This window comes from Shinella kummerowiae, from assembly GCF_009827055.1.
Classification (GTDB): Bacteria; Pseudomonadota; Alphaproteobacteria; order Rhizobiales; family Rhizobiaceae; genus Shinella; species Shinella kummerowiae.
The window spans coordinates 673,104-689,361 of the sequence record NZ_WUMK01000003.1 but is presented as its reverse complement, the minus strand read 5'-3'; the positions used below and the strand labels follow the sequence as shown (position 1 = coordinate 689,361).

General features: G+C 62.6%; 16 protein-coding genes and 1 pseudogene. 11 read left to right on the top strand and 6 right to left on the bottom strand.

Features of this window, described 5'->3' with window-relative positions; all coding sequences use genetic code 11:
- The coding region (locus tag GR138_RS10880; RefSeq protein WP_160859196.1) for a LysR substrate-binding domain-containing protein at window positions 1-897 on the bottom strand (897 nt) is incomplete at its 3' end.
- 118 nt (window positions 898-1,015) lie between these two features.
- Between GR138_RS10880 and GR138_RS10875 the strand changes: the two genes are divergently transcribed.
- From GR138_RS10875 to GR138_RS10860, 4 genes and pseudogenes are all read left to right on the top strand, one after another.
- Window positions 1,016-1,762, top strand: a complete 747-nt coding sequence (locus GR138_RS10875; protein ID WP_160859194.1) for an SDR family oxidoreductase — start codon at window positions 1,016-1,018, stop codon at window positions 1,760-1,762.
- A gap of 2 nt (window positions 1,763-1,764) precedes the next feature.
- A pseudogene (locus GR138_RS10870) lies at window positions 1,765-2,470 on the top strand (cupin domain-containing protein).
- The gene (locus tag GR138_RS10865; RefSeq protein ID WP_160859192.1) at window positions 2,467-3,558 is read left to right on the top strand and encodes a flavin monoamine oxidase family protein; all 1,092 of its coding nucleotides are present in this window, start codon (window positions 2,467-2,469) and stop codon (window positions 3,556-3,558) included. The pseudogene GR138_RS10870 and the gene GR138_RS10865 overlap by 4 nt, the downstream one beginning before the upstream one ends.
- Before the next feature lie 118 nt (window positions 3,559-3,676).
- Entirely contained in the window at window positions 3,677-4,171 is a 495-nt protein-coding gene (locus GR138_RS10860) for a GNAT family N-acetyltransferase (RefSeq protein WP_160859190.1), read from the top strand.
- A gap of 48 nt (window positions 4,172-4,219) precedes the next feature.
- Here GR138_RS10860 and GR138_RS10855 read toward each other — a convergent pair whose 3' ends face one another.
- Complete coding sequence (locus GR138_RS10855; protein ID WP_160859188.1) at window positions 4,220-4,726, bottom strand: TetR/AcrR family transcriptional regulator; 507 nt, start codon at window positions 4,724-4,726, stop codon at window positions 4,220-4,222.
- Window positions 4,727-4,833: 107 nt separating this feature from the next.
- On the opposite strand from GR138_RS10855, the gene GR138_RS10850 reads away from it, so the two are divergent.
- Entirely contained in the window at window positions 4,834-5,601 is a 768-nt protein-coding gene (locus GR138_RS10850) for an SDR family NAD(P)-dependent oxidoreductase (protein WP_160859186.1), read from the top strand.
- A gap of 9 nt (window positions 5,602-5,610) precedes the next feature.
- The gene (locus GR138_RS31040; protein WP_476749639.1) at window positions 5,611-6,276 is read left to right on the top strand and encodes a carboxymuconolactone decarboxylase family protein; all 666 of its coding nucleotides are present in this window, start codon (window positions 5,611-5,613) and stop codon (window positions 6,274-6,276) included.
- 36 nt (window positions 6,277-6,312) lie between these two features.
- Here the strand turns inward: GR138_RS31040 and GR138_RS10840 are convergent, their stop codons facing one another.
- The gene (locus tag GR138_RS10840) at window positions 6,313-7,329 is read right to left on the bottom strand and encodes a helix-turn-helix domain-containing protein (protein WP_160859184.1); all 1,017 of its coding nucleotides are present in this window, start codon (window positions 7,327-7,329) and stop codon (window positions 6,313-6,315) included.
- Between the two features lie 142 nt (window positions 7,330-7,471).
- Here GR138_RS10840 and GR138_RS10835 point away from each other — a divergent pair, with 142 nt between their 5' ends.
- From GR138_RS10835 to GR138_RS10815, 5 genes are read left to right on the top strand one after another with little or no spacing between them, the layout of a single operon-like run.
- Window positions 7,472-8,332 (top strand): TIM barrel protein, encoded by an 861-nt coding sequence (locus GR138_RS10835; protein ID WP_160859182.1) that lies wholly within the window; start codon window positions 7,472-7,474, stop codon window positions 8,330-8,332.
- Complete coding sequence (locus GR138_RS10830; RefSeq protein ID WP_160859180.1) at window positions 8,329-9,846, top strand: sugar ABC transporter ATP-binding protein; 1,518 nt, start codon at window positions 8,329-8,331, stop codon at window positions 9,844-9,846. Before GR138_RS10835 ends, GR138_RS10830 begins: the two co-directional genes overlap by 4 nt.
- Window positions 9,843-10,811 (top strand): ABC transporter permease, encoded by a 969-nt coding sequence (locus tag GR138_RS10825; RefSeq protein WP_160859178.1) that lies wholly within the window; start codon window positions 9,843-9,845, stop codon window positions 10,809-10,811. The genes GR138_RS10830 and GR138_RS10825 overlap by 4 nt, the downstream gene beginning before the upstream one ends.
- Window positions 10,808-11,791, top strand: coding sequence for an ABC transporter permease (locus tag GR138_RS10820; protein WP_160859176.1), 984 nt, complete (start codon window positions 10,808-10,810; stop codon window positions 11,789-11,791). The genes GR138_RS10825 and GR138_RS10820 overlap by 4 nt, the downstream gene beginning before the upstream one ends.
- Window positions 11,792-11,844: 53 nt before the next feature.
- Entirely contained in the window at window positions 11,845-12,975 is a 1,131-nt protein-coding gene (locus GR138_RS10815) for a substrate-binding domain-containing protein (RefSeq protein ID WP_160859174.1), read from the top strand.
- Between the two features lie 221 nt (window positions 12,976-13,196).
- On the opposite strand, the gene GR138_RS10810 is transcribed toward GR138_RS10815, so the two are convergent.
- The 3 genes from GR138_RS10810 to GR138_RS10800 are packed head-to-tail and all read right to left on the bottom strand — an operon-like array spanning window position 13,197 to window position 16,254.
- Complete coding sequence (locus GR138_RS10810; RefSeq protein WP_160859173.1) at window positions 13,197-14,315, bottom strand: RuBisCO large subunit C-terminal-like domain-containing protein; 1,119 nt, start codon at window positions 14,313-14,315, stop codon at window positions 13,197-13,199.
- Window positions 14,315-15,316, bottom strand: a complete 1,002-nt coding sequence (locus GR138_RS10805; protein ID WP_160859172.1) for a transketolase family protein — start codon at window positions 15,314-15,316, stop codon at window positions 14,315-14,317. The genes GR138_RS10810 and GR138_RS10805 overlap by 1 nt, the downstream gene beginning before the upstream one ends.
- A gap of 2 nt (window positions 15,317-15,318) precedes the next feature.
- On the bottom strand, window positions 15,319-16,254 hold the full coding sequence (locus GR138_RS10800) for a transketolase (RefSeq protein ID WP_160859171.1): 936 nt from the start codon (window positions 16,252-16,254) through the stop codon (window positions 15,319-15,321).
- Window positions 16,255-16,258 lie beyond the last annotated feature (4 nt).

Sequence of the window (16,258 nt, the reverse complement as noted above, 5' to 3'; positions counted from 1 at the left end):
GGGTGACACTAGCCAATCATGAAACGAAACCACTTCGTATCTCCGGAGGGCTTTGGGAGATGCGGCAGCGTAGTAGGCCCACTTAACGGACCATCTAATCTCAGGCATCAGATGGACGAGGCGACCGCTCTCGACTTCCTGTGCAACCAGGGCCTTTCTCACGAGGGCAATGCCACGCGCAGCGATCGCCGCATGGATGACGGCCGCCGTCGAGTTGATCTTCAGTCCGCCTTCCGGTGGCGGCTGGTTCGCGCCGGCGCGAGCGAGCCAGTCACTCCATGTCGGGAAATCGCCGCCGGGGTGAGGCGTGCCGTCATGGATCAGCGTCCGCTCCGCAATCCAGCCAGCCGTCGCCTCACAATCCTGCGGCAGCAAGGACTTGTGGCAGACCGCGATGATCTCCTCCCCCATCAAAAACGTGGACTTGACGCCTTTCCAGTTACCGAGGCCGCAGCGGATGCCGATATCGGCTTCGCCCTGTGCGAGGTCAATCACACGGTCCGAGACGTCGAGCCTAACGTCGACGTTAGGATAGCGCGTCGTGAAGTCGTCGAGGCGGCCCAAAAGCCAGTTCGCGACGAGCGCCTGCGACGCGGTGACGACGACGACCGAACGCGCTTTCCGGCCGCGAAGCTTTCGGAGGCCGGACTCCAAGAGGTCTAGCGCCTGCGAGATATCGTCCAGCGCGTCCTTCGCTTCGTCCACGGGGGTCAGACGTTCTGCTCCCGACCGTGTCCGCCGGAACAGAGGATAACCGACCCAGTCCTCGAGGGAACGGACAAGCTGGCCGACAGCGGGAGGGGTGACGTCCAGTTCCGTCGCCGCGCCGACGAAGCTGCCGTGTCTGGCGGAAGCCTCGAGCGCCTGAAGGGATTTGAGTCTGGTGAGGTTCCTCATGCGCGATCCGTTTCTCGATGCCTAACGGCAAAGATTTTCTTTGTTTTCGGTATCGATTGTTTGCCTCGTCATTGCAATCGGAAAAGTTCACCTGTGTCGTTCCAACAGAGGTTCTGAAATGACAGTTGAAGGCAAGACGGCGCTCGTAACGGGCGGATCGAGCGGGATCGGGCTGGCGACGGCGAGGTTGCTGCGGGAAAACGGCGCGCGCGTTGCGATCACAGGCAGGACGGCGGAGAGGCTCGATGCTGCACGCAGTGAACTGGGTGGAGATGTCCTGGCAATCCAGGCTGATGTCTCTTCGCTCGGCGAACTTGCGACGATGAAGACGGTTCTTGAAAGGGATTTCGCGGCGATCGACATCGTTTTCGCGAATGCAGGTGTGGCTTTGGGAACGCCGCTCGCGTCCGCCGACGAGGCGACCTACAACGCGATCATGGACACAAACGTGAAAGGGGTCTTCTTCACCGTGCAGGCCATGCTGCCCCTTATGCGTGACGGTGGATCGATTATCCTGAACACGTCCTGGCTCAATCAGGTCGGCGCGCCCGGTCGGGCAATCCTTTCGGCATCGAAGGCCGCCGTACGATCCTTCGCACGGACGATGTCGGCCGAGCTGATTGACCGGAAGATCAGGGTCAATGCGGTGAGCCCAGGGTCCATCGAAACGCCGATCCACCGCGGAACGAACCAGACGGAAGAGGAATTCAGAGCCTACGCAGCGCGAGTTGGCAGTCAGGTCCCAGCCGGGCGAATGGGCAAACCCGAGGAAATCGCGGCAGCCGTGCTGTTCCTCGCCAGCGACGCTTCAGCCTACATGTTGGGTTCGGAAATCGTCATCGACGGCGGAAGATCGGAGCTATGACAATGTTGATCAACGAAAACCTTGCGCGGCGTGCGCTTGTCCACGCGGATGGCATCGATTGGATGCCAAGCCCGGCCAAGGGCGTCGACCGGCGCATGCTGTTTCGCATCGGCGGCGAGAAGGCCCGCGCGACATCCATCGTCCGCTATGCCGCTGGCAGTCGTTTCGCCCATCACGATCATCCGGGCGGCGAAGAGTTTCTCGTTCTTGACGGCGTCTTCCAGGACGAGAGTGGCGACTTCCCGGCCGGAACCTACGTCCGCAATCCTCCGGGAACGGGCCACGCGCCTCGGAGTGATGACGGATGCATCATCCTCGTGAAGCTCTGGCAGTTCAAGGAAAGCACCCGCGACAGGATCCAGGTTTCCAGGATAAGGAGCTCGCTTGGAAGTCCGCTCTGGAGTGGCTTCGTCGCGAGTGCTTTTCGACGGATATGGCGAGCGCGTGATACTGGAGGACTGGCAGCCTGGGGCGATTGTAGATGTCGAGAACCATGACGGTCTCGAACTGCTGGTTCTCGCCGGAGGCTTTACGGAGAGCGGCGATACTCTCAACCACTGGACATGGCTTCGCGTGCCGGCCGGTCAACCGATCCATGCGCAGGTCGGAAACGAGGGGGCTCGCGTCTGGATAAAGGCTGGTAACCTGCTGCACGACGATGTCTGCCAATTCGAAGACGCTGGGAACCCGGAGGGAACATCCAGATGAAGTCCTATGATGTTGTGATCGTCGGCGCAGGCCTTGCCGGCCTCTATGCGGCAAGAGCCTTGAGCGCGGCAGGCGTCGACTTTATCGTCATTGAAGCCCGTGATCGCATCGGCGGTCGTATCCTGGCCGTGGACGGTTCGGGAAAGCCGACGGACGACGGCTTCGATCTCGGTCCGTCGTGGTATTGGCCAGAGATGCAGCCGGCTATGGCGGAGCTTGTATCGGAGGTCGGCCTGCAGTCGTTCCCGCAGAACAGCGAAGGTGACGTCGTCTTCGAGCGAATGTCGCGAGAAACACCCCAGCGGTATCGGCCGACGATGCAGGAGCAGCAGTCCATGCGAATATCGGGCGGCACGGGAGCTGGCGTAAGTGCGATCGCCCGCGAATTGCCATCGGACCGTGTTTTGCTCGGCACCAGAGTGACGGCGATGGAGTTGGTCGATGTGGGCGTCCGGATTGCGGTCCAGCGTGGAGACGCGAGCGAGAAGGTTAAAGAAGCGGGCTATGTCATCGCTGCCTTGCCGCCGCGCCTGCTGGAAGCTGCGGTATCCTTCACGCCCTCACAGGAAAGCGCGACCTCGAGACGTTGGCGGGACACGCCGACGTGGATGGCCCCGCACGCCAAGTTCTTCGCCATCTACGACCAGCCTTTCTGGCGGGCGTCGGGTCTCTCCGGCACTGCCCAGAGCATGGTCGGGCCGATGGTGGAAATCCACGATGCTACGACGGCATCCGGCAAAGCCGCACTGTTCGGTTTCCTCGGCGTCGCGGCTGAGCAGCGGGCGGCAGCGGGGGAGGACGCGCTCAAAACTGCGTGCCTTGCGCAGCTCGAGCGGTTGTTCGGGCCTCAAGCCCGGAACGTGACGGCAACCCTGCTGAAGGACTGGGCGGCCGATCCTCTGACCGCGACGGCACACGACCTTGTCGCTTCCAGCCATCCGGTTGTCCAGGACGATGCCTGGGTGACAGGAACCTGGCAGGGACGCCTAAGCCTCGCGGGAAGCGAAACCAGCGATTCCGAGCCCGGCTATCTCTCCGGCGCGGTTACGGCCGCAAGGCGGGCCGTAGCCAATTATCTTTCGCGGTAGGACAGCGTCTTGCGTGCAGTGGAGGACACCGACTTGGTCTTCGCGATCAGGCTGTCGAAGCGGGCGAACGATCCATTGGATTGCCTTCCGACCTTTCTCACAGATCAGGAAACCTGAAATGACAGCTACATGTTCTTTTCGCCCGCCGGTCCTTGAGGACGCCGCACGATGCTTCGAGATCGAAACATCCGCCTACGGCGGCGACGAGGCCGCGACCTTGGAGAAAATCAGAACCCGCATCGCTCAGTGTCCTCAGGGGTTCCTCATCCTAGAAACGGGCGGGAAGATCGCAGGCTTCATCAATAGCGGCGGCGCATTCGATGTCGTGATGTCGGATGAGGAGTTCAAGGAACTGATCGGCCACGATCCGGAAGCCCCGAATGTCGTCATCATGTCGGTCGTGGTCGATCCGGCAGAACAGGGCAAGGGGTATGCGAAACTCTTGATGCACCGCTTCATCGAGCAGATGAAAGACATGGATAAGACGAGCATCCATCTCATGTGCAAGGATCAGCATGTGTCTCCGTACGAGAAGATGGGCTATCGCTACATCAAGCCTTCAGCGTCGGATCATGGAGGCATGGCCTGGCATGAGATGAGCATGGACCTTTAGAGCCGGATTGCGCACGTCAGGTGCAGCCGCATCCTGAACTGACATCAATCAAGCGACCAGAGCGGAGCTGCCGGTCTCGAATATCGACTGATCATCCAGGATGTTCGCCGTGAGCATCGCGCCCTCCAGAGCCGAGAGAACCCGGACTGCTGAGGCCCGATCCAGGCCGCCTTCCTGCAGCTTCTCTATTCCAAGCTCAAAGAACCTCTTCACCTCGACCCTGATCTCCTCGGCAAGTTCGTGCGAGGTAGCGGCCAGCGCGCCACAAAGGCACATGCGGCCGTCCCGCTGCAAGGCTGTCCGAAAGACGTGTCGCCACGCCTCCACGACATCTGCACCCTGCGCGACCTCGGCATCCACGGCTTCGACGAAACGGTCCGTGTAACGGCGCGCGACTGCTGCCGCGAGCTTCTCCTTGGCAGGGAAGTGGTAGTGGACAGAGGATGCCTTCACTCCGACATCGCTGGCGATGTCACGGAAACTGAAGCCGTGATAGCCAGCTCCGCGGATTCTCTCTTCGGCCGCATCCAGAATTGCGCTCACTGTATCAGTCATGTCAATTTCCTATCTATCTAATGTTAGATAGGGGTTGCGCTTCGAAAACTCAATCCCTATGTATCAGCCATCTATCTAACGTTAGATAGTCAAATAGAAGATTGAACATGCGTTTTGAAGGCAAGGTGGTTGCGATTACTGGCGGCGGCTCTGGCATCGGTAAGGAAGCGGCAGCTCGCTTCGTTGCGGAGGGAGCGAAGGTCGCGATCAATGGACGTGATCTGGCAAAGCTGGAGGCCGCGGCAAGGGATATCGATGCGAGCGGCAAGAACGTCGTCGTGTCTGCAGGCGATATAGCCAAGCCGGAGACCGGAGTAGCTCTCGTGGAAGCGGCAGTGTCGCACTTCGGTGGTCTGGATGTTCTGGTGAACAACGCCGGGGTCTTCAATCCCAAGCCATTCATCGAACTGACCGAAGCCGACTACGACTGGTATCTGGACACGATCCTCAAGGGTAAGTTCTTCACGGCGCAGGCCGCTGCCAAGGCGATGAGGGACAAGGGCGGCGCGATCGTTCAGACCGGCTCCATGTGGGCGATCCAGGCTATCGGCGCAACGCCTTCGGCGGCCTATTCCGCGGCGAATGCCGGGGTCCACGCAATGGTCCGTAACCTGGCGATCGAACTCGCTCCATATAACATCCGCATCAACGCGGTCGCTCCGGCAGTTGTCGAGACGCCTGTCTACAACACCTTCCTTTCGGACGATCAGGTCAAGGAGGTTCTTCCGACCTTCAACGCCTTCCATCCGCTGGGCCGGAACGGCCAGCCACGTGACGTCGCCGAGGCGATCCTGTTCCTCGCGTCTGAGCAGGCCTCATGGATCACCGGCACGATCCTTCCTGTCGATGGCGGCGTGACCGCCGGTCGCCGGTAGGAGGTCGTCATGGATACCATGCAGGACTGGAACGCCTACCGCGGAACGCTGATGGGGCGGGTCGGGGAATTCGCGAAGTTGAGCCCCGACGTATTGCGTGGGCTCAACATGGTCGAAGGCAGCGGGGCTAAAACAAAGCACCTCGAGCCGAAAATCCACGAACTGATCGCCCTTGCCGTGGCTGTCACGACCCGTTGTGACGGCTGCATCGCCGTCCACGCGAAGAAGGCCGTCGAACTCGGGGCATCGAAAGGAGAGATCGCCGAAGCTCTGGGTGTCGCCATGCGCTTAACGCCGGAGCCGCGCTTACATATTCGGCGCGCGTGCTCGACGCCGTCGAAGCCCTTCCGTCGGATTGATGCGAACAATTGTTGGCGGGGCTATTATGTCCCGTCAGCGATGCTTTTCGGGACCGACTTTCCGAAGGTAGGGTGTCCGCTTGGGCCAATTCAGGACCTTGGCGGCAAGAGCTCTGATCTCCGCTTTTCTGTTGAGAGTCCTGGCAGCAGACGGTCTGCCATCGGCCCCAATATCGGCCATTCCCGATGGCAAACAGCTGGTCGTACAGGGATATTCGGCGCGAACAAGACAACTAAACGACGGGTCGGCGGTTCGACTCCGATCAAGAGCTTATTGAGGACATCTCTCGTGGCCCACGCCACTCAAGGCGGTTGATACTTGGCTCCAAGTCTCTCTTCAGTCGTGCTTTGTCTATTTGTAGCTGCTTGGGGAGTGCCCATAGCGTTTCTTGAAAGCGTTGGAGAAGTACTGGCTCGAATTGAAGCCGCAGCTCAATGCGATCTCCGTGACGCTGGTATTGTGCGGCTCCTGGAGGAGACGTGAGGCCTGTTCCAGGCGCAGGTGCTGGAGATATTGGCGTGGCGCCATGTTCGTGAGTTTTTTGCAGTAATCGGCAAAGCGCGTACGCGAGAGTCCGCATTCTTCGGCCATGCCTTCAAGGGACCAATCCTCTTCCAGCGCATAGGCAAGCCGCCGCAGGAAGATCGCGACGGTGTGCTGCGAGGTTGACAGATCGGGGTCGAGCGTCGGTACCTGTTCGCCCATCCGGTCGATCAGGTTGAGCATCATGGCGTTGATCGCCACCTTCAGGCGCGTTTCACCGTCCTGCGGACTGCGGTCGAGCAGAATGGACGGGATCGCCTCGAACGCACGGCAGAGTTCAGCGCCGCCGTCCCATACCGGCTGGTTGTTCTGCGTCAGGATTTCACCGAGCCGTTCGGCCTCGTCCCGCGAGAGGACAAGCCAGTCCGGCCATTCGAGCCTCTCGCTCGGTCTGCGAAGGCCGGCATCGAGAATGATCCACAGGAGCCGGCTTGGACCAACATTCGGGTTGCCGATGGCGTGCAGTTGCCACGGACGGATGACGATGAACTGGCCCTGCTTAAGTGCATACGTTTGGTCGTCCACCGCAAGGTCGAGGCTGCCGCGCGCCAGATAGGCAATCTTGAAGCCTTCGTTGCAGTGCCGGCCAAGCCCCCAGGACTGGCTGTGGCGTGCATCCCAGAAGCCGACGGTGCGGATTCCCGGCAGGCGCTCGCCAAGCGAAATGCCGGGATAGCTGCCACGCGTCCAGGCGTGCAGCTCGACCTCGCCCTCCCGAGCGGCGGCCTGCAGTTCCTTGCAATTGTCGGCATACATGACTGAGTCGGGCTGGCGGAAGACCGAGGGGCGGCAATCGGCCGGAGATATGACGGCATGTTTGTTCACTTCGCGCCTCCCAACACAAAATGACTTAAGAAATTTACCACTGTTGTCGTCCGCAAGAATCGCCGAGTCAAGCCTGCCATTGTGTTCTCGTCGCGAACGGCCTCACGGAGACGGGCCACACGGCGAAGGGAAGGGGACACCAGTGAAAGTCGCATTCAACCTGCTTGTCATCGGCGCACACATCGGCCTGCAGCACGCACGCCAGCTCGAACGACTAAAGACGCTCGGCTATGACGCGGTGGAAATTCCCGTATTCTCCGGCAACGAGCAGCACTATGCGGCGCTTGGCCGGTTGCTTGGCGATGTCGGTCTCGTGGCCGGTGCCGCCGCCGTTGCGACAGCAGAGGCAAACCCGGTCAGCGCCGACGCGTCCATGCGGGCAAGGGCACGCGACCACCACCGCTGGATTGTCGACTGCACGGCGGCGATGGGGGGCGAGATCATTGCAGGCCCGCTGCATTCGCCGGTCGGCGTTTTCACCGGCTTCGGGCCGACCCCGGAGGAATTCGACCGGTGTGTCGAAGCGATGCGTGTGATGACCGAATATGCCGCGCCCGCCGGTATCCGCATTTCGGCCGAGGCCGTCAACCGTTTCGAATGCTACATGATGTCGACAATCGCCCAGGCGTCGGCGATCCACCGCGCCGTCAATCATCCCAATTATGGCTACATGTTCGACACGTTCCACGCCAACATCGAGGAAAAGGACCCGCCGGCGACCTATGAGCGCTACCACGGCGAGATCAACCATTTCCATGTCTCCGAAAACGATCGCGGCGTGCCCGGTTCCGGTCATGTGCCGTTCGCGGCGCATTTCGATGCGTTGCGCCGCTGCGGTTATGACGGCTGGCTGACGGTCGAATCCTTTGGTCGCGCTTTGCCGGAGCTTGCCGGGGCGACGCGCATCTGGCGCGACCTTTTCGACAATCTCGACGGCCTCTTTGCCGAAAGCGTCGCGTTCATCCGCCGGGAATGGGCTGCGGCCGGAGAGCGGCTGGCATGACGGCTGTTCCCGCTCTCAGCATGACCGGCATCAGCAAGGCTTTTCCGGGTGTCCGTGCGCTTGACGATGTCGATTTTGAATGCCTTCCGGGGGAGGTCCATGCCATCTGCGGCGAAAACGGCGCCGGTAAATCGACGCTGATGAAAATCCTCGGCGGCAGTTACAAGCCCGATGCCGGAGCTATCCATCTCGCTGGAAAGGCGGTGCAGTTCACGCATCCGCGGCAGGCGGCAGAGGCCGGCATCGCCATCATCCATCAGGAACTCAGCCTTCTGCCGCACCGGACTGTCGAGGAAAACATCTTCATGGGACACGAGCTCGCCCGGCGCGGCATCCTGGACAAGGTGGCGATGCGGGAGAGGGCGGCTGAGCTTCTTCGTCGCGTCGGCGCGCAGATCGATCCACAGGCGCCGGTTTCCTCGCTCTCCATCGCGCTTCAGCAAGTCGTCGAGATTGCGAAGGCGTTGCTTCTCGATGCGCGCATCCTCGTCATGGACGAACCCACGGCCGCCCTCGACGAACGCGACAGCCGGACGCTGCTCAAGCTGGTCGATGGCCTTCGTGGCGAGGGCGTCTCGATCGTCTACATCTCGCACCGCATGCCCGAAGTCACGGCGATTGCCGACCGTATCACCATCCTCAAGGACGGCCGGAAGATCTGGACGCGGCCGCGCGATGCCGCACCCATCAGCGAGATCGTGCGCGCCATGGTCGGCCGCGATCTCAAGGATTTCTATCCGGCCGTGCCGGTCTCCCCAGCGGATGAGGTTCTGCTTGCCATTGAGGGCGGGATGAATGCCGGCTTGCGCGACGTTGCCTTCAATGTACGAGCCGGCGAAATCCTCGGCGTGGCGGGCCTTGAGGATTCCGGTAAGGGCGCGCTGGCGCAGGCGCTCGTCGGGGACGTTCCGTTCACAAGCGGCACGGTCGCGTTGCGCGGCCAGCCGATTGCGCTTCGCACGCCGCGGCAGGCGACAGCCGCGGGTATCGGCTATCTGCCCGGCGATCGAAAACGCGAGGGGCTGGCGCTGCGTCAATCCGTACGCGACAACGCGCTCCTGACGCTACGGTCCATGACCGGCCTTTTCACGCGCCCGCAGCGCGGGGCGCTTGCCCATGACGCCATGGATGAAAGGCTGCGTGCGATGGACGTGCGCGCCGCGGATTTCGGCCAGGAGGTCGGTACGCTCTCCGGCGGCAATCAGCAGAAGGCCATCATCGTGCGCTGGTTGGCCCAGGCCTCGGACATTCTCGTTTTCGTCGAACCGACGCGCGGTATCGACATCGCAGCCAAGGCGGCGATCTACGAGACGATGCGCGCTTTCACCGGGTCCGGCCGGGGCATCGTCGTCGTCTCCTCGGACATGCCGGAACTGATCGGCATAGCCGACCGCGTGCTGGTCATGCATCAGGGCCGCATATCCGGCGTTGTGCGGCGGGGCGCGAGCGAGGAGGACATCATGCATCTTGCGCTCGGCCTTGCGGATGCGCCATCTGCGGAGGCCGGGGCATGACGACGGATCGTATGAAGCCGAAGCCCGGCCTGCCTGTCGCCGTCCTGCTTGCGGGACTTTCCATCGGGTTTTTCGTCGTCGTGGCGCTTGCCACCGGCGAGACCGCGCAGCTGAGCGGGCAGGGCATTGCCGGCCTGCTCCAGCGCATGGTCGCGCTCGGGCTGGTCGCGATCGGCCAGACCTTCGTGATCCTCGTCGGTTCGATCGATCTTTCGGTCGCCGCGCTGATCAGCGCCGTCGCCGTCCTCGCCTCGCATGTCATGCAGGGCGATCCGGCCATGCTGCTGCCGGCGGTCCTCCTATGTCTCGGCCTTTGCGCTGCCGTGGGCTTCGTCAATGGCGCGCTGGTCGCCTATGGCGGCATCAATCCGCTGATCGCGACGCTCGGCACCGGGCTCGTCATCCAGGGCGTGCTTGCCGCCTCGTTCGGCGCGCTTCAGGGTTCCGTGGCGCGGGAGTTTCAGATCATCGCCTATGGCGGCGTGCTGGGCGTGCCCTACTCGCTGCTGCTTCTCGCCGCGCTATCGCTAGCCGCCGCTTTCGTGCTCGACCGCACGCTATTCGGCGCGCGCATCTACGCGGTGGGCGGCAATCCCGACGGGGCGCGACTTGCCGGTATCCGCACGGAACGGGTCATTCTATCCGCCCATATGGTTGCCAGCTTCTTTGCCGGCGCAGCAGGGCTTTATCTCGCCGCGCGGCTGCAATCCGGCACGCCATGGATCGGCCGCGACGGCATCTACGACCTCGAATCTATTGCCGTCACCGTCATCGGCGGCACAATCCTTGCCGGCGGCAAGGGCGGTGTCGCGGGCACGCTTGCCGGCGTCCTGCTCTTTGCCAGCCTCGATGCGGGCTTCAACATGCTCGGCATCGACGCCTTCCTGAAACAGGTACTGCGCGGAGCCATCGTGATCGCCGCCGTCGCCGTCCATGCCGTTCGCACAAAGGGGCATGTCGCATGACGACCGTTCCGCAGTCCTCTCCGTCGCGGCGCCAGGCGGCGCGCATCACCGTCAATTCCGGTCTTGTGATCTTCGTCGCGCTCTATGCCGTCATCGCCTTTCTCCAACCGAATTATCTGGAGCCGGGCCTGTTCATGAACTTCCTGCGGCGAGCGGCGCCGCTCGTCATTCTCTCCTGCGGCCAACTCTATGTCATCCTGACGGGTGGCTTCGATCTCTCGATGGGGGCTGTTGCAACGCTGGTGGTGCTCGCCGCTTCGATCCTCATCAACGGCGATCCCGAAACCACCTGGGCGGTCATCGGCGCGCTTTATGCCATGGGCATCGCCGTGGGCCTTGTAAACGGCCTCGTCGTCGCTTTCCTCAAGGTGCCCTCGATCATCGCCACGCTCGGCACCATGCTGCTCGTCAACGGACTGGCGCTCGCCTGGTCGGGTGGCGCGGCACGCGGCGACCTGCCGGACAATTTCCGCAATCTCGGGCGGCTCGTCTGGCGCAATGTGCCTGTGATCGGCACGCTGCCGCTCGCGGCCCTGGTTCTTACCGGCTTCGTGGCGCTCGCCTGGTTCGGCCTGAACGCCACGGTCTATGGCAAGCGGGCACTTGCCGTCGGCGACAACCCGCGCGCGGCAGAACTTGCCGGAACACCCGTCGCGGCGACACGCATTCTGGCCTTCGTGGTTTCGGCGGTTTCGGCCGCAACGGCCGGTATTCTGCTTGGTGGCTTCTCCGGCGTCTCCGTCAATGCGGGTGAGGGGCTGGAACTGCAGGCGATTGCCGCCTGCGTCATCGGAGGCGCGCAGCTTCTCGGGGGGCGCGGTTCGGTCTGGAGCGCGGTCTTCGGAGCGCTTAGCCTCTTTGCGCTCTTCACCTTGCTCAATCTCTTGGGCCTTCCGCAGGCACTGCGTGACAGCATTCAAGGTCTGATCCTGATCGCTGCTGTCGGCGCCAGCATGTGGGGCAACCGTCGGCGGACGTGAACCGGCATTCGATATCAACCGCTGGCGTGGCCAGCATTCTGGAGGAGGAAGACATGACACTAAGAACACTACTGGCGACAACGGTGGCGCTCACATTCGTCGGTCAGGCGCTGGCGCAGGATTTCAACGATCCGGCCGAATTCAAGAAGCAGCGCGAGCAGCTTTCGATGACGCCGCAGGGGCCGGAGGATCAGCCCTGGGCGCAGCATCTTGGCGACGGTATGGCCGATACGGCGAAGTACAAAAAGGAGGGTCAGGTCACGCTTTGCTTCTCGAATGCTGGAGTCTTCAATCCCTGGCGCGTCGTCGGCCTCAACAACCTCAATGCCGAGGCCGAGTTGCACAAGGATCGACTCAAGGAGCTGATCGTCGTCGATGCCGAAGGCAAGGACGACAAGCAGATCTCCGACATCGAGGCGCTGGTCAGCGGTGGTAAATGCGATGCGCTCATCGTTTCGCCCAATACGACGGCGGCGCTGACGCCGGCTGTTGAGGCGGCCTGCGCAAAGCTGCCGGTCATCGTCTTCGACCGCGGCGTCAATACCAGTTGCCCCGTGACCTATATTCATCCGGTCGGCGGCTACGGCTTCGGCATCACCTCGGGCGAGTTCATCGCCAGCAAGCTGAAAAAGGGCGACAACGTGCTTGCGCTACGCATTATGCCCGGCGTCGACGTCCTGGAAACCCGCTACTCGGCGGCCAAGAACATCTTTGACGAGGCCGGTATCAATGTGGTCGGCTCGGAGTTCACCGGCAGCGACCGGGCGAAGACCAAGTCCGCGGTGGAGGACTATATCAACCGTGGCGAGAAGATCGACGCGGTCTGGATGGATGCCGGCGATACGGCAACCGCGGCACTGGAAGCGTTCGAGGATGCGGGGCTGCCCTATCCGGTCATCAGCGGCGAGGACCAGCAGGACTTCCTGCGCAAATGGCAGTCGGAAAAGCTCACGGCGATCGGCCCTGCCTATCCGACCTACCAGTGGCGCACGGCCATTATCGCCGCCCTCGACGTGCTCGATGGCAAGCAGGTTCCTGGCCCGGAATGGGTCTTGCCGCAGCCCGCGATCACCGAGGATGTGCTGACCAAGTACATCGACGAGCGCATGCCGCCGCTGCACTACAGCCTTTGCGGCTGCCAGGAGCTGCCGGGGTATCCGGAGCGCTGGGGTGGTAAGGAATAGAAACGGCGCAACAACAAGAAGGGGGCGCCGCCAGCCCCCCTTCAAAGCCGTAGATCAGTGCTGTGTGGGAAGCTCGCTCTTGGCTGAGATCTGCGGCGTCTGCAGCATCCCATCAGACAACGTGGAGCGACCAAATCATCCGATTTGCTTGCCGGAAAGGTCAACGGTTCAGCTCCCTTCAAGAGCTTTGCACTCGAACATCGCACCGGCGCCCGGTGTTCTCAATGTTCGACGGCCGCGACCAAGCGTTTGCAGGCGCCGACGAGGTCCGGTTCCGACAGCAGCGCGCCGCCGATTAGGTACATGACGTCATTTCCATAGGCGTCGCGCATTTCGGGCAGGCGGGCGAAGGTCATTCCGCCGCCGGGCGCCGCGATGATGGCCTTGGGCCCCCCCATATCGACGGCGCATTGCCTTGCGATCGACTGGCATTCCGCGCGGGTGAAGCCGAAGCGGCCGCCGAAATTCGGATAGACCACGGCGTCTGCGCCCATCAGCCGATGCAGCGTGCCGAAGAAGGCGCGGTGCGAGAAACCGCAATCGGGCGAGATGACATTGGCGCCGGAAAAAGCGGGGTGCGAGACAATGGGCAGGGAGAAATCCGGATCGGCCGCCAGCGTGCGCACGATGTCGTAGCCGGCGAGCGCCGGCGCAATCATCACGCCACCGGCGCCGCGTTCCTGCGCCTGTTTTGCCCGCTCGATGATCGCGGTGACGGGGCCGGTGATGTTGGGCACGAAGCTCGTTCTTGCACCGCTTTTCGCGTTCGCTTCGCCGACCGCCTCGATACAGGCCTTCAGCCGTTCGTCGAACGGCGCCGTCTTCTGGTCGACGAGACCGTGGTCGTCCTTGACGAAATGCATGCCGCCCAGCGCGAAATCATGCGCAAGGCGGGCAAGCTGCGCCGTCGACAGGCCGACCGGCTTGATGGCGGACATCAGAAGCGGTTTTTCGCCGATGCCGGCGCGGGCGCGCAGGCCGGCAATGCCGTGACGCGGCCCCGTGCAGAGGGCGAGCAGGCCGGGCGAGAGGCCGATGTCCTCCACCTTCAGGCCCGGCTTGATCGAGCTGTTACCGAAGACGATATTGAGGAATTGCAGAAAATCGCCGCCGACATCGTCCTCCGAATAGGAGATTGCCGCGAGAAAGCCCGGCCGGCCCTCGGTATCCTTCTGCAGGCTTTCCAGCCGGCCGAGAATCTCGTCCTCGACATAACCTTTCGGCACGACGCTGCGCGGAATTTCCACGGTCTGTTCCAGCGCGATGTCGAGCGCGCGCGCCTTGGCTTCCGCCTCGTCGGCAGCGCGCACGAAATAGGTGACCGTAAAGCGTGCCGCCATCAGAGCGCCTCGGCCTTCTGCGCGGAATGCACGTGGTCGAGACGCACTTCCGCCAGCTCTTCCTCGCCGATGGCAAGGGGCTTGCCGACAAGGGTTTCGATGGCCGCGACGAGTGCGCCGGCATCGAGGCCGTATTTCTTCATGAGATAGGGTTTCGAGGCACCGTGCGCGAAGGTGTCGTTGAGGCCGAGGCGCTTGAGGCGAATGCCGAGCCCTTCCTCCGCCAGGATTTCCGCGACCAGCGAGCCGAGGCCGCCGACGATCGTGTGGTTCTCCAGCGTGACCACGCCCTTCTTGCCGCGCGCGGCTTTCAGCAAACCGTCGCGGTCGAAGGGTTTCAGCGTCGAGGCGTGCAGATGGTGGACGCCGATGCCGCGTGCCGCGATCGGCCCGGTGGCGCGCAACGCCTCTTCGGTGCACACACCGGAGGAGACGACGAGGATGTCATCACCTTCCGAGAGGGTGCGCAGCTTGTTGAATTCGAAGGGTGTCGAGAACAGGCGCGGCACCTCGCCGCGCAGGATGCGGACATAGACCGGACCGTCGATGCTGTCGGCGACCTCGAGCACGGTCTCGACTTCGGTGGCATCGCCCGTTTCGAGGATCGTCATGTTCGGCACGGCGCGCAGCACCGCGATGTCCTCAATGGCCTGATGTGTGATACCGCCCGGCGTGGTGATACCGGGCAGAAAACCCATCAGCCGCACCTTGCGGTTGGAATAGGCGATCGAGTTGATCAGCTGGTCATAGGGCCGGCGGTAGAGGAACACCGAGAAGGTGTGGATGAACGGCCGGAAGCCCTGCATGGCAAGGCCGCCGGCGAAGGACAACATGTTCTGCTCGGCCATGCCGAGCGACAGGAACTGGTCCGGATGCCGGTCGCGGAAGCCATCGACCTCGCAGGAGGAGGTGAGGTCGGCGGACAGGCAGAGGACTTCGGGGCGTGCGGTGGCGAAGGCCTCGAAGGCTTTGGCATAGGGGCGGTTGACGATTTCGACCATGGTCAGGCCCCTTCCATCGCGGTGAGATCGATGCCGAGTTCGACGGCGAGAGCGTCGCGCATTTCCAGCCGCTCCTCCGCACTCTTGAAGCGCACATAGTGCAGGCGCGGGAAGCGCTTCTTCAGGAAATCCATGCCCTGATAGGGCGAGGTGTTGGCGAGGATGACGAGCGGCTTGCCGGGTTCGGCACTCTCGGCCGCTTCGCTGAGCGCACCGAGATCATGGCCGTCGACCGAACGGCAGGTGACGCCGAAGGCGGCGACACGGGAAGCGAGATCGCCGAGATCGAGCACCGAGGACATGGCGCCGTCGCATTGCTGGCGGTTCACGTCGACGATGACGCGGATATTGTCGATCTTGTGATAGCTCATCGCCGCAAGGCATTCCCAGGTCTGGCCCTCCTGGAACTCGCCGTCCGACATATAGACCCAGACTTTGCCGGGTTCCTTCTTGCGCAGCCGCGCCCAGGCGACGCCCGAGGCCATGGAAAGGCCCTGCGCCAGTGAGCCCGTCGTCACTTCCATGCCGGGACTGTGCTCGGCGCCGATCATCTCGACCGAGCCGCCATCCTTGTTGAAATGGTCGAGCGCATGTTCGTCCATGCGGCCGGTCTCGATCAGCGCGGAATAGATGACGAGCGCATAATGGGCCGGCGAGATGAAGAAGCGGTCGTAGTCCGGACCCACGGGGCCGTGATAGCCAGCGCCCGTGAAGGCATCCGGATTGTGTGCTGAGGGCACGCCGCGGAACGGCAGCGGCACCTTCGGCAGCGTCGGTTCGCCGAGCTTCAGCACCTCGTTGTAGAGCAGCGCGAGGCTTTCGGCGGCCGAGCAGGCCTGGCTGAGATAACCGCCATTGTGCTTCATCGTGTGGAAGAACACGCGGCGGCGGATACCGAGCGCGATCTCCTCGGTGGATTTCTGGTTGGACAGGTCCATCGTC